At 75.4% G+C, this 12439-nt stretch carries 14 protein-coding genes and 1 pseudogene; 5 read left to right on the forward strand and 10 right to left on the reverse strand.

Annotated elements, in window-relative coordinates; all coding sequences use genetic code 11:
* Positions 1-7: 7 nt before the first annotated feature.
* Positions 8-1234 carry a prolipoprotein diacylglyceryl transferase gene (gene lgt / locus PVK74_RS12205; RefSeq protein WP_274479092.1) on the reverse strand — a complete coding sequence of 409 codons (1227 nt, stop codon included), beginning with the start codon at positions 1232-1234 and terminating at the stop codon, positions 8-10.
* Between the two features lie 102 nt (positions 1235-1336).
* Here lgt and PVK74_RS12210 point away from each other — a divergent pair, with 102 nt between their 5' ends.
* Positions 1337-1873 (forward strand): NUDIX hydrolase, encoded by a 537-nt coding sequence (locus tag PVK74_RS12210; RefSeq protein WP_113972521.1) that lies wholly within the window; start codon positions 1337-1339, stop codon positions 1871-1873.
* A 122-nt stretch (positions 1874-1995) separates the two neighbouring features.
* On the opposite strand, the gene trpA is transcribed toward PVK74_RS12210, so the two are convergent.
* From trpA to trpC, 3 genes are read right to left on the reverse strand one after another with little or no spacing between them, the layout of a single operon-like run.
* Positions 1996-2799 carry a tryptophan synthase subunit alpha gene (gene trpA / locus PVK74_RS12215; protein WP_043329522.1) on the reverse strand — a complete coding sequence of 268 codons (804 nt, stop codon included), beginning with the start codon at positions 2797-2799 and terminating at the stop codon, positions 1996-1998.
* Positions 2800-2803: 4 nt separating this feature from the next.
* Complete coding sequence (gene trpB, locus PVK74_RS12220; RefSeq protein WP_030500291.1) at positions 2804-4030, reverse strand: tryptophan synthase subunit beta; 1227 nt, start codon at positions 4028-4030, stop codon at positions 2804-2806.
* 35 nt (positions 4031-4065) lie between these two features.
* The gene (gene trpC / locus PVK74_RS12225; protein WP_030271968.1) at positions 4066-4869 is read right to left on the reverse strand and encodes an indole-3-glycerol phosphate synthase TrpC; all 804 of its coding nucleotides are present in this window, start codon (positions 4867-4869) and stop codon (positions 4066-4068) included.
* Between the two features lie 443 nt (positions 4870-5312).
* Here trpC and PVK74_RS12230 point away from each other — a divergent pair, with 443 nt between their 5' ends.
* Positions 5313-5588, forward strand: coding sequence for a hypothetical protein (locus PVK74_RS12230; protein ID WP_069089043.1), 276 nt, complete (start codon positions 5313-5315; stop codon positions 5586-5588).
* Here the strand turns inward: PVK74_RS12230 and PVK74_RS12235 are convergent.
* From PVK74_RS12235 to PVK74_RS12255, 5 genes and pseudogenes are all read right to left on the reverse strand, one after another.
* Positions 5581-6138 (reverse strand): Trp biosynthesis-associated membrane protein, encoded by a 558-nt coding sequence (locus tag PVK74_RS12235; protein WP_274479093.1) that lies wholly within the window; start codon positions 6136-6138, stop codon positions 5581-5583. The genes PVK74_RS12230 and PVK74_RS12235 overlap by 8 nt on opposite strands.
* Positions 6135-7688 (reverse strand): anthranilate synthase component I, encoded by a 1554-nt coding sequence (locus tag PVK74_RS12240; RefSeq protein WP_274479094.1) that lies wholly within the window; start codon positions 7686-7688, stop codon positions 6135-6137. The genes PVK74_RS12235 and PVK74_RS12240 overlap by 4 nt, the downstream gene beginning before the upstream one ends.
* Positions 7685-8098 (reverse strand): phosphoribosyl-AMP cyclohydrolase, encoded by a 414-nt coding sequence (gene hisI, locus PVK74_RS12245; protein ID WP_043331113.1) that lies wholly within the window; start codon positions 8096-8098, stop codon positions 7685-7687. The genes PVK74_RS12240 and hisI overlap by 4 nt, the downstream gene beginning before the upstream one ends.
* 249 nt (positions 8099-8347) lie before the next feature.
* A pseudogene (locus PVK74_RS12250) lies at positions 8348-8926 on the reverse strand (phosphoribosyl-AMP cyclohydrolase); the annotation flags it as partial.
* Between the two features lie 151 nt (positions 8927-9077).
* A complete protein-coding gene (locus PVK74_RS12255; protein ID WP_051611426.1) occupies positions 9078-9467 on the reverse strand; it encodes a MerR family transcriptional regulator in 390 nt (129 codons plus the stop codon).
* Between the two features lie 110 nt (positions 9468-9577).
* On the opposite strand from PVK74_RS12255, the gene PVK74_RS12260 reads away from it, so the two are divergent.
* Genes PVK74_RS12260 through PVK74_RS12270 form a run of 3 tightly spaced genes read left to right on the forward strand, consistent with a single transcriptional unit; the run spans position 9578 to position 11645 of the window.
* Positions 9578-10300, forward strand: a complete 723-nt coding sequence (locus PVK74_RS12260; RefSeq protein ID WP_043329517.1) for an ABC transporter ATP-binding protein — start codon at positions 9578-9580, stop codon at positions 10298-10300.
* Positions 10297-11052, forward strand: coding sequence for an ABC transporter permease (locus tag PVK74_RS12265; protein ID WP_166456895.1), 756 nt, complete (start codon positions 10297-10299; stop codon positions 11050-11052). The genes PVK74_RS12260 and PVK74_RS12265 overlap by 4 nt, the downstream gene beginning before the upstream one ends.
* Positions 11049-11645 carry a TetR/AcrR family transcriptional regulator gene (locus PVK74_RS12270; protein WP_030500283.1) on the forward strand — a complete coding sequence of 199 codons (597 nt, stop codon included), beginning with the start codon at positions 11049-11051 and terminating at the stop codon, positions 11643-11645. The genes PVK74_RS12265 and PVK74_RS12270 overlap by 4 nt, the downstream gene beginning before the upstream one ends.
* Before the next feature lie 11 nt (positions 11646-11656).
* Here the strand turns inward: PVK74_RS12270 and PVK74_RS12275 are convergent, their stop codons facing one another.
* Positions 11657-12391 (reverse strand): DUF2470 domain-containing protein, encoded by a 735-nt coding sequence (locus tag PVK74_RS12275; RefSeq protein ID WP_043329514.1) that lies wholly within the window; start codon positions 12389-12391, stop codon positions 11657-11659.
* Positions 12392-12439 lie beyond the last annotated feature (48 nt).

Below are 12439 nucleotides of genomic sequence, written 5' to 3' on the forward strand. Positions count from 1 at the left end.
CCCCCGCTCAGCTGTCCCGGTCCGCCGGGCGCCCGCCGTCGGCCCGGCCGGCGTTCGTGCGCTCGGCGTCCGTCCGTTCCGGGTCGGCGTCGGTGCCGTCCGCGTCGGCGCCGTCGGTGGCCGCGGGGTCGGTGTCCGTGCGGTCGGCCTGCTCCGCGTCGCCGTCGGTGGCACCGCCGGGGGTCTCCGGCCGGTCGTCGTCGGCCGCCGGCTCCACCGGGGGCAGCACGCCGGTCTTCCGGTACGCGTCGAACTGTTCCTCGCTCACCACCCGGTAGCCCTCGGGCGGGGCCGGCCGTGCGGCGGCCTCCCGGGCGGAGAGGTCGACCTGGGAGACGTCCCCGGACGGGGTGGGCGCGGCGGCCGGCTCGCCCACCGGCACCAGGTATTCGCGCGGGCCGCGGACCCGGACGAAGTAGGCCAGCGCGCCGAGGAAGACCAGCACGGCGGTCCAGACGTTGAGGCGTACGCCGAGGATCAGGTTCGCCTCGTCGGTGCGCATCAGCTCGATCCAGAACCGGCCCGCCGTGTAGCCCATCACGTAGAGCGCGAACGCCCGGCCGCGCCCGAGCCGCAGCTTGCGGTCGAGGTAGAGCACCAGCGCGGCGACGCCGATGTTCCAGAGCGCCTCGTAGAGGAACGTCGGGTGGTAGAGCCCCGGCTGGAGCACCGGGTTGCCGGCGTCGTCGCGCAGTGCGTGACCCGGGTTGTCCGGGTCCATGACGTGCACTTCCAGGCCCCACGGCAGCGTGGTCCGCCCGCCGTACAGCTCGTTGTTGAACCAGTTGCCCAGCCGGCCCACGGCCTGAGCCAGCGGCAGCCCGGGCGCCAGCGCGTCGGCGATCACCGGGAACGGGATGCCGAGCTGCCGGGCGGCCAGCCACGCGCCGACCGCGCCACCGGCCACCGCGCCCCAGATGCCGAGCCCGCCCTCCCAGATGTAGAGCGCCTTGATCGGCTCACCGCCGGCGCCGAAGTATTTCTCCGGCGAGGTGATCACGTGGTAGATCCGCGCGCCGATGATGCCCGCCGGCACCGCCCAGACGGCGATGTCGAGCACCGCGCCCGGCGCCACACCGCGGCGGCGCAGCCGGTACTCGGTGACCACGCAGGCCACCACGATGCCGAGGATGATGCAGAGCGCGTACGCCCGGATCGGAACCGGACCGAGCTGCCAGACGGCGGTGCTGGGGCTGGGCATGGCCGCCAGTGGGGTCATCGGGGCGAGGGTCACGGGTGCACACGGTACCGGTGCGGACTGTGTGTGCGGCACCCCGGGCCGCCTGCCGCGCGGGTCGGATGACTTCTGGTTTGCACGGTCGTAGGCTGTTTGTCCATGAGCCCGCTCACCTGGGCGGTCGCCGCTGTCGTCACCGACGCATCCGGGCGGCTGCTGCTCTGCGGCCGGTCCGAGGGGGCCCGGCGCTGGGGCCTGCCGGGCGGGCGGCTGCGCCACGACGAGAGCCCGGTGGATGCCGTCGTCCGGGCGGTCCGCACGGAGACCGGCTGGGCGGTGGCGCCGGCCGACCTGGTCGGCCTCTACCGGGTCACCGGTCCACCGGTGCCCGCCCCATCGGCCGGGCGGTGCGGCGCGCGCCCAGACGTGCTGGTGCACGTGTTCCGCGCCGGACCGGCCGACGCCGGACCGGCGGGCGAACCGGCGACCGGGTGCCTGCCTCGGTGGTGGCCGCCGCAAGAGCTGCCCGACGTGCTGACCCCCACGACGCGCGCGGCGATCGCGGACGCGCTCGCCGGCCGCGCCGGCGTGCTGCGGCACACGACCGCCGCCGACGCGCTCACGCCACCCGGCGACGGGCAGCCCGCCCCGCCCGGCCAGCGCGCCTCCGAGCAGGTCGACAGCAGTAGCCGCTGACCGCCCGCCCGCTCGCTCGCTCGCTTGATCGACACCAGTTCGGCGAAGTGGCGGTATCCCGGCGTCCTGGACCACGCCAGCTCGGCGAAATGGAGTCGATCAAGCAGGTGGCGAGCCAGGCGTCAGCGGGCCGGGTTGCGGACGCCCTCGGCCAGTTCGGCGCTCAGCTTGCGCAGCGCGGTCAGGCCGGCGGCCTGGTCCGGGGCGTCCAGCACGCAGCGGACCAGCGCGCTGCCCACGATCACCGCGTCGGCGTACCCGGCGACGGTGGCGGCCTGCGCGCCGGTGCCCACGCCCAGCCCGACGCCGACCGGGATGTCGGTGACCTCGCGCAGCCGGGAGACCAGGACCGGGGCCGCCTCGGAGGTCTGCGCGCGGGCGCCGGTGACGCCCATGATCGCGGTGGCGTAGACGAAGCCGCGGCAGTGCTCGGCGGTCATCCGCAGCCGCGCGTCGGTCGAGGACGGTGAGACCAGGAACGTCCGGTCCAGGCCGTGCGCGTCGGAAGCGGCCAGCCACTCGGCGGCCTCGTCGGGGATCAGGTCCGGCGTGACCAGGCCGGTCCCACCGGCGGCGGCCATGTCGCGGGCGAACGCGTCGACGCCGTACTGCTCGATCGGGTTCCAGTAGGTCATGGTGACCACGCTCGCCCCGGTCGCGGCGACCGCCTCGACGACGCGCAGCGCGTCCGCGACGCGGACGCCACCGGCGAGCGCGATGTCGCTCGCCTTCTGGATGACCGGGCCGTCCATCACCGGATCGGAGTACGGGATCTCCACCTCGATGACGTCCACGCCCGCCTCGACCATGGCCTTCATGGCGGCGATGCTGCCCTCGACGGTCGGGAAACCGGCCGGCATGCAGCCGACCAGCACGGCCCGGCCGTCCGCCCGCGCCTTGTCGAAGGCGACCCCGATGCGGCTCACGCTGTCACTCCTTGTCGAGGATGCCGAAGTACGCGCCGGCGGTGTGCACGTCCTTGTCGCCCCGGCCGGACAGGTTGACCACGATCAACGGCTCCCGGCCCAGCTCCTCGGCGAGCCGGGGGGCGATCGCGCGGGCGCCGGCCAGCGCGTGCGCGCTCTCGATCGCCGGGATCACGCCCTCGGTGCGGCAGAGCAGCTCGAACGCGGCCATCGCGTCGGCGTCGTCGACCGGCAGGTACGTGGCCCGCCCGGTGTCGTGCAGCCAGGCGTGCTCCGGGCCGACGCCCGGGTAGTCCAGGCCGGCCGAGATCGAGTGCGACTCGATGGTCTGCCCGTCGGCGTCCTGCAGCACGTACGTGCGGGTGCCGTGCAGCACGCCCGACGAGCCGCCGGTGATGCTGGCGGCGTGCCGGCCGGTCCCGACGCCCTCGCCACCGGCCTCGAAGCCGTAGAGGCGGACCCCGGCGTCCGGCACGAACGCGTGGAAGATGCCCAGCGCGTTGGAGCCGCCGCCGACGCACGCCGCGACCGCGTCCGGCAGCGTGCCGGTCAGGTCCAGGCACTGCTGGCGGGCCTCCACGCCGATGCCACGGACGAAGTCGCGGACCATCTCCGGGAACGGGTGCGGGCCGGCGGCGGTGCCGATCAGGTAGTGGGTGTCGTCGACGTTGGCGACCCAGTCCCGCATCGCCTCGTTCATCGCGTCCTTGAGCGTGCGCGAGCCGGTGGTCACCGGGACGACGGTGGCGCCGAGCATCCGCATCCGGGCCACGTTGAGCGCCTGCCGCTCGGTGTCCACCTGGCCCATGTAGACGACGCATTCCAGGTCGAACAGCGCGGCGGCGGTGGCGGTGGCCACGCCGTGCTGGCCGGCGCCGGTCTCCGCGATGACCCGCCGCTTGCCCATCCGCTTGGTGAGCAGCGCCTGGCCCAGCACGTTGCGGACCTTGTGCGCGCCGGTGTGGTTGAGGTCCTCCCGCTTGAGCAGGACCCGCGCCCCGACCTGCGCGGAGAAGCGCCGGGCCTCGTAGAGCATCGAGGGCGTGCCGGCGTAGTCACGCAGCAGCGCGTCGAACTCGGCGAGGAAGTCCTCGTCGCCCATCGCCTTGCGGTACGCCGCGTCCAGCTCGTCCAGCGCGGCGACGAGCGCCTCCGGGACGAACCGGCCGCCGAACCGGCCGAAGTGACCGGCGGCGTCGGGAACCTGGCCGGCTGCGGGTGCGGCGCTCATCGCGGGCGTCCTCTCGGATCGGGTGGCCCGGCGGCTCAGCGCACCGGGCGGGGCGTGGCCGGGTGGTTACCGGCGTTGACCAGCTCGGCGACCGCTTCACGCGGGCTCTTCTGGGTGACCAGGCCCTCGCCCACCAGCACGGCGTCGGCGCCGGCGGAGGCGTACCGGATCAGGTCGTGCGGACCGCGCACCCCGGACTCGGCGATCTTGACGACGCTGCTCGGCAGGCCGGGCGCGATCCGCTCGAACACCGAGCGGTCGACCTCCAGCGTACGCAGGTCACGGGCGTTCACGCCGATCACCTGCGCGCCGGCCTCCAGGGCGCGGTCCGCCTCCTCCTCGGTGTGCACCTCGACCAACGCGGTCATGCCCAGCGACTCGATCCGCTCCAGCAGGCCGACCAGCACGTTCTGCTCCAGCGCGGCGACGATCAGCAGCACCAGGTCGGCGCCGTGCGCGCGGGCCTCGTGCACCTGGTAGCTGGAGACGACGAAGTCCTTGCGCAGCACCGGCACGTTCACCGCGGCCCGCACCGCCGCCAGGTCGTCGAGCGACCCGCCGAACCACCGGCCCTCGGTGAGCACGCTGATCGCCCGCGCTCCCCCGGCCGCGTAGTCACCGGCCAGGTCCGCCGGGTCGGCGATCTCGGCCAGCCGCCCCTTGGACGGCGACGAGCGCTTCACCTCGGCGATCACGGCCACGCCGGGCCGGCGCAGGGCCGCGTACGCGTCCAGCGGCGGCGGCGCGGCGGCGGCCAGCTCACGGATCCGCTCCAGCGGAACCTGCTCCTGCCGCCGGGCCACGTCCTCGCGCACACCGGCCAGGATCTCGTCGAGCACGCCTGCGGACGGCGCCGCTCCGGCGTCGTCCCCCTCCGCGTGCGCATGCTCAGCAGTCACCAACGGACTCCCCTCTCCGGGCGTCATGGGCCGATGCTAGGGGGCGCCACCTGGCGACAAGTGCCGGGGGGTATGGCGCACCTCACGACATGGGCTGTGGCATGATGGCCGACTTCCGGTGAACGCCACGTCACGCAGCGCCACGCTGGCATCGACCGTCACCCATCCCCCATCTCACCACGGTTGATCCGTCGCCGCAGCACCGCTCCCGCGCCGGGCTGTGACCAAGCTCAAGGACCTCCGGCCCTGCCCAGGTCGGGCTGCCTGGCGGACCGTTGACCTGTGCTTCACGAGGGCGAAACGTGAGCCCGGCAGCATCGTCCTCGGGCAGACTCGACACCGGCGGCTGACCACCGCCGACAACCATCTCGTGCGGGGTGACCATGAGCGCCAACGGGCCGAACCAGACCATCGGCTTGACCACCATCTCCCGGACCGTCGCCTCCCTCGCCTTCGGCGTGGTGCACACGCTGGAGCGCGCGGTGGCCGGTGACGGCCGGACGCGTACCGCCCAGGGCAACGCCTGGGAGGCCGTCTGCGCCGACCGGGCCCGCGCCGCCCAGCGCCGCGAGCTGGAGCGGCTGGTGGCCGAGCTGACCGCCGCACGGGCCGCGGCCCGCCGCCGGCGCGACGCGCGCGAGGCTCAGCCGGTCAGCTGACCGTCGGGTCCTCGCCCCGGTCCAGCGCGTCCCACGCGTCCCGGGTGCCCCGCTCGACCGCCGGCCGGCCGGGCTCGACCGCCGGGACGGCCCGTCGCTCGTACCCCGCGCCCATCGCGGGCCAGCCCGCTGCGCGCAGCGCGGTGAACGCGCCGCCGGCCGCGAGGGCCAGGCCGCCGGCCACCACCAGCGCCGGCCACTGGCGGCTCACCCCGGCCTCGGCGAGGCCGATCCCGCCGCCGACCGCCACGGCCACGCCGACCGCGCCCAGCAGCAGGCCCAGCAGCCGGCGCAGGCGGCCCCGGGTGGCGAGCACCGCGCCGCCGCCGGCCAGCCCCACGTAGGTCAGCGCCAGCACCCAGGGCAGCAGCTCCGCGCCGGTCCGGTCGGCCCGGCCGGGCGGCAGCGACCCCCGGGCGGTCATCTCCACCGACCAGGTCCGGGTCACCGCCCAGCAGGCCAGGCCCGCCCCGGCCAGGCAGAGCAGCACCGCGTACGCGAGTTCGCGCCGACCGCGGGCCGACGGCGCGGTGGTGCCGGGCGCGCTCACCGGGCTGCCCGCAGCGTCTCGGCGGCCGCGATCGCGGCGAGGACGGCGGCGGCCTTGCTGCGCGTCTCCCGGTCCTCGGCGGCCGGATCGGAATCGGCCACGATCCCGGCGCCGGCCTGCACGTAGGCCCGGCCGTCGCGGATCAGCGCGGTACGGATCGCGATGGCCATGTCCAGGTCGCCGCCGAAGGCGAAGTAGCCGACGGTGCCGCCGTAGACGCCGCGCCGCACCGGCTCCAGCTCCTCGATGATCTCCATGGCGCGTACCTTGGGCGCGCCGCTGAGCGTGCCGGCCGGGAACGTGGCGGCGAGCGCGTCGAACGCGGTGCGGTCGGCGCGCAGCTCGCCGACGACCGTCGAGACGATGTGCATGACGTGGCTGTAGCGCTCGATGGTGGCGAACTCGGGCACCTCCACGGTGCCCGGCCGGCAGACCCGCCCCAGGTCGTTGCGGCCCAGGTCGACAAGCATGACGTGCTCGGCGCGTTCCTTGGGGTCGGCGAGCAGCTCGGCGGCGAGCCGGGCGTCGGCCTCCGGGGATCCGCCGCGCGGCCGGGTGCCGGCGATCGGGTGCAGCAGGGCCCGCCGCCGCCCGTCCGGGCCGGCGCTGACCTTGAGGTGCGCCTCCGGGGACGACCCGACGATGTCGAAGCCGTCGAAGCGCAGCAGGTACATGTACGGGCTGGGGTTGGTGGTGCGCAGCACCCGGTAGACGTCCAGCGGGTCGGCCTCGGTGGGGCGCTCGAAACGCTGGCTGAGCACGATCTGGAAGCACTCGCCGGCGCGGATCGCCTCCTTGGCCGCCGCCACGGCCTTCGGGTAGCCGCCCTCCGGGGTCCGGCTGACCACCTCGCCGACGCCCGGCCGGCCGACGGTGGACACCATGGGCGGGATCGGTCGGGACAACGCGGTGGTCATGGCGTCCAGGCGACCCACCGCGTGGTGGTACGCGGCGTCGACCAGCTCCGCCCGCCCGGGCGTGTCGAGCGGGGGCAGGACCGCGTTGGCGACCAGGATCGCCGAGCCCTCGTAGTGGTCGAGCACCACCAGGTCGGTGGCGAGCATCATGCCCAGCTCGGGCACGTCCAGCTCGTCCTCGGTCAGCTCGGGCAGCCGCTCGAAGCGGCGGACCAGGTCGTAGGCGAGGTAGCCGACCAGCCCGCCGGTCAGCGGCGGCATTCCGCCGGCCGGGTCCCAGGCCGGGCCGGCGAGCGCGTCGACCGACTCGCGGAGCACGGTGACCGGGTCCCCGGTGGTCGGTACGCCTGCGGGCGGCGTGCCGGTCCAGCGCGCCTCGCCGTTCCGCTCGGTGAGCGTGGCGCTGCTGCGGACGCCGATGAACGAGTACCGCGACCAGGCCGTGCCGGCCGACCCGACGCCCTGCTCGGCGGATTCCAGCAGGAACGTGCCGGGACCGCCGGCCAGCTTGCGGTAGACCCCGACCGGGGTCTCGGCGTCGGCGAGCAGCCGCCGGGTCACCGGCACGACCCGCCAGCCGGCGGCCAGGCCGGCGAAGGTGGACCGGTCCGGGCTGACGGTGCCGTCGGTCACGGGGTCTCCTCCGGTGAGCTGACCGGCAGGTCGGTGAAGAAGCAGGTGCGCTGCCCGGTGTGGCAGGCCGCGCCGACCTGCTCCACGCTGACCAGCAGCGCGTCGCCGTCGCAGTCCAGGGCCACCGAGCGCACGTACTGGTGGTTGCCGGAGGTGGCGCCCTTGACCCAGTACTCGCCGCGGCTGCGCGACCAGTAGGTGGCCCGGCCGGTGGTGAGCGTGCGGTGCAGCGCCTCGTCGTCCATCCAGGCGACCATCAGCACCTCGCCCGTGTCGTGGGCGCGGACCACGGCGGCGACCAGGCCGTCCGGGGTGCGGCGGAGTTTGGCCGCGATGGCCGGGTCGAGCCGGGACGGCCGGGCCGGGCCGGGACTGGGGGCGCCGGTCAGCGGCGCGTCAGGGGCGGGCACGGTTGACCATTCTCCCGCACGCGGCCCGGGGACCGCCGACGTGTCCCGGGAGGCGGGCGTCACCGTCGCCAGCGCCCGGCCCAGCTGCCGCAGGTAGCGGTCCGCCCGGCCGTCGGTGAGCGCCTCGGCCAGGTCGGTCCCGGTGGCCCGGGCGATCTCCGCCGCGTACGGGCGCACCAGCGGGAGGATGCCGGTGACCAGCCGTCCGGCGGCGGCCCCGACCTCGGCCGGGTCGCCGGGGCGCAGCCCGAGGCAGAGGAGCATGTCGTCGCGGTAGCCGGCCGGGGCGACCGGCAGGTCCAGCGCGGCGGTCAGGGCGGCCCGGCGGGACACCACGCGCACCGACGGGTTGGCCGGCCGCAGCACCGAGGGGCAGAGCCGGGCCAGGTCGGCCGCGGCGAGCCGGACCCCGGCCGGGTCACCGGCCAGGCGCGCGGCGGCGACCTTGCCCAGCGTGGCGATCAGCTCCTCCAGGCGCGGCTCGTCCGCGGGCTGGCAGAGCACCGGCAGGTCGATCCGGCGCCGCCACTCCGGCACCGCCCAGAGCAGCCGGGCCGGCGCGGTGACCGGGAGCCCGAACGCCCAGTCGGCGGGCTGGCCGAGCCGGCGTACCCAGGAACGGACGTCGCGGGCGGCCACGGAGACGTGCACCAGGCGGCCGCCGAACTCGGTCAGGTACGCCCGCCGGGCCGCGTACGGCGTGCCGCGGCGGGACGTGACCGGCCGGGGCCCGCCGGTGGCGCGTGGCTCGTCGGCGGCCACCAGCACGTCCACGTCCACGTCGCTGTGCTCGGTGGCGGCCCGCCGGGCGTGGCTGCCCCGCAGCATGATCCCGACGACCGGCCGGTCGGCGGCGTGCCGCAGGCGGGCGGCCCAGAGGTCGAGGAACCCGGTGTCGGACAACGGAGCTGGACCCACTGCCTCATGGTGCCCGAAACCTGATCTTCCGATGCCGGACTCCCTGTCCGCCGCCGGGTGTTCAGCCCGACTCCTCCTCCGCCCGCCGGTACGCGTCGATCTTGTATTCGAGAACCTTCAGGTCCTCCTCCAGCTCGGCCATCCGGGCCAGCACCCGGGCGCGGTGCGCCTCGAACAGCGCCCGCCGCGCGCCGAGGGTGCTGTCGCCGTGCCGGGCCAGCTCGGCGTAGCGGCGCATGTCGCGCACCGGCATCCCGGTGCGCCGCAGCCGGGTGAGCAGGAACAGCCAGTTGACGTCGGACTCGGTGTAGCGCCGGCGGCCGGAGGAGTCCCGTCCGACGCGGCCCACCAGCCCCTCCTGCTCGTACCAGCGCAGCGTGTAGGTGGTCAGGCCGACCCGTTCCGCCGCCTCACCCACGGTGAGGCTCATCTCCCGCGTGCTGATGTCCACGCCCTCCAGGCTTCCAGTTCGAGCCCACTCGAAGTCAAGTCCCTCGTTGCCTCGCCGACGGAATTCATCTAGCGTTGAGTTCACCGGGTGATGAATTGACGGAGGCGAGCATGGACGACGCGGTGTCGGTCCGCGAGCTGGTGGTCGACCGGGGCGGGCGGCGGGTGCTGCACGGCATCACCTGCGGGGTGCCCCGGGGCACGGTGACCGGGCTGCTCGGGCCCAGCGGCAGCGGCAAGACCACGCTGATGCGCGCGGTGGTCGGCGTGCAGACGGTCGGCTCCGGCGCGGTCGACGTGCTCGGCCGCCCGGCCGGCTCGGCCGACCTGCGCCGCCGGGTGGGCTACCTGACCCAGGCGCCGAGCGTCTACGCCGACCTGACGGTGCGGGAGAACGCCCGCTACTTCGCGGTGCTCCAGGGCCGGGGCCGCGCCGAGGCCGACCGCGCGGTCACCGACGTCGGCCTGGGAAAGGCGGCCGACCAGCTCGTCGGCACGCTCTCCGGCGGCCAGCGCAGCCGCGCCTCGCTCGCGTGCGCGCTGGTCGGCGAGCCGGAGCTGGTCGTCCTCGACGAGCCGACGGTCGGCCAGGACCCGGTGCTGCGGGCCGACCTGTGGGCCCGGTTCCACGCCATGGCCGCCGCCGGCACCACGCTGCTGGTGTCCAGCCACGTGATGGACGAGGCCGCCCGCTGCGACCGGCTGCTGCTGATCCGCGAGGGCCGGCTGGTCGCCGACGACACCCCGGCCGCGGTCCGCGCCGCCACCGGGACCGACGACCTGGAAGAGGCGTTCCTGCGCCTGATCCGCGACGCCGAGGGAGAGGCGCGATGAACGGACGGATCCTGGCCGCCACCACCGGGCGCATCCTGCGCCAGCTCCGGCACGACCGGCGGACCGTGGCGCTGCTCGTGGTGGTGCCGTCGGTGCTGCTCACGCTCGTCTACTTCATGTACGTCGACCAGCCCGCCCCGCCCGGCGCGCCCAGCACGTTCGACCGGGTGGCCCTGATCATGCTGGGCTTCTTCCCGTTCATCATCATGTTCCTCGTGACCAGCATCGCCATGCTCCGCGAGCGCACCACGGGCACGCTGGAGCGCCTGCTCACCACGCCGCTGGGCAAGCTCGACCTGCTGTTCGGGTACGGCATCGCGTTCGGCCTGGCCGGGGTGCTCCAGTCCACTGTCGCCTCGGTCGTCGCGTACCGGGTGTTCGGCCTGGAGACCGCGGGCAGCGCGTGGCTGGTCGTGCTGATCGCCGGGGTGAACGCGGTGCTGGCGGTGGCGCTCGGGCTGTTCTGCTCGGCGTTCGCCCGCACCGAGTTCCAGGCGGTCCAGTTCATGCCGGTGGTGGTGGCCCCGCAACTGCTGCTGTGCGGCCTGTTCGTGCCGCGCGACCAGATGGCCGGCTGGCTCCAGGCGGTCAGCGACGCGCTGCCGCTGTCGTACGCGGTCGAGGCGCTGCAGGAGGTCGGCGCGCACGCCGAGCCGACCGGGACGATGTGGCGGGACGTGGCGATCGTGACCGGGGCGGCGGTGGCGGCGCTGGTGCTGGCCGCCGCGACGCTGCGCCGGCGCAGCGGGTGAACGCGCGGCGCACCGGGCGGCGGCCCGGCACTCCGGACACCCGCGAGGCGATCCTCGCCGCGGCGCGGGAGGCGTTCGCCGAGCGGGGGTTCGACGCCGCGTCCATCCGGGCCATCGCCGCCGCGGCGGGAGTGGACCCGGCGCTCGTGCACCACTACTTCGGCGGCAAGGAGGAGCTGTTCCGGGCCGCGACGGCGTTCCCAGCCGACCCGGGACGGCTGCTGCCGGCGGTGCTCGCCGGCGGCCCGGACGCGCTCGGCGAGCGGATGGTCCGGGTGTTCCTGGAGGTCTGGGACTCCCCCACCGGCACCGCCGCGGTGGCGCTGCTGCGCTCGGCGGTCAGCAACGACTGGACCGCGCGCCTGCTGCGCGAGTTCCTGGTCACGCAGGTGCTGCGGCGGGTGCTCGACCAGCTCGACGTCGACCCGGCGCAGCGCGCGCTGCGCGGCGGCCTGGTCGCCACCCAGCTCGCCGGGCTGGCGATGATGCGGTACGTGCTCCGCCTCGACGCGGTCGCCACCGCCGAGCCGGCGACGCTGGTGGCCGCCGTCGGCCCGACGGTCCAGCGGTACCTCACCGGCGACATCACCTGAGCCGTCGCGGCTCAGGCCGCGGCCGCCCGGGGGCAGAGCATCGGGTGCAGCAGGCGGGACAACTCCGCCACGTCGGCGACCGGCCGGGGGAAGGCGAGCCGGGCCCGCCGGGTCGCGCCGGGCCGCCCGTGCGCGACCAGCAGGCCGTACCTGTCGATCCGGACCACCCGCGGGATCTGGTCGCCGGGCAGGTCCAGCCGCCGCCGAAGGTAGTCGCCGACCTGCTCGGCGTGGTGGTCGGCCAGGTCCGCGAGCAGGGCGGCCTCGACCGGGTGCAGCGGGTCCGGCTCGGCCTCCGCGAACGCCTCCGGGTCGATCCGGCGCACCCGCCCGGCGCGTTCCCAGCGGGCCTCGGCCACCTCGAAGCGGTGCAGGTGGAACCGGCTGCCCACGTCGAGCAGATCGGCGACCGGGTCGGTGGCGGCGAAGTCGACAGCCGCGTCGCGCGCCTCGTCCCCGTTCAGCCGCGTCGCCCAGCCGGACACCCAGGCCCGGCCGAGCGAGGGCGCCCCGGCCGCCGGCGGCAGGTCGAGCACGTCGAGCACGGCGGCCACGTCGGCGTCGCCCGCCGGCGGCACGAGCGCCGCGGCGAGGTCACTGACCACGGGTACGAGCAGCAGCACCCGCCCGTCCGGGTCGACGGCGTGCCGGACCTGGTGCGGGCCGGGGTGCCGGGCCAGGTGGACGAGGGCGGGCAACCGGCCCGCGACAAGGGTTCGCACGATCTCCGCCGGGCTGGGCCGCATGATCCCGACCTCCTCAAGATAGGTTAGGCTTACCTAAGAAGCAGGCTA

Source organism: Micromonospora chalcea (assembly GCF_028768405.1).
GTDB classification, from domain to species: domain Bacteria; phylum Actinomycetota; class Actinomycetes; order Mycobacteriales; family Micromonosporaceae; genus Micromonospora; species Micromonospora chalcea.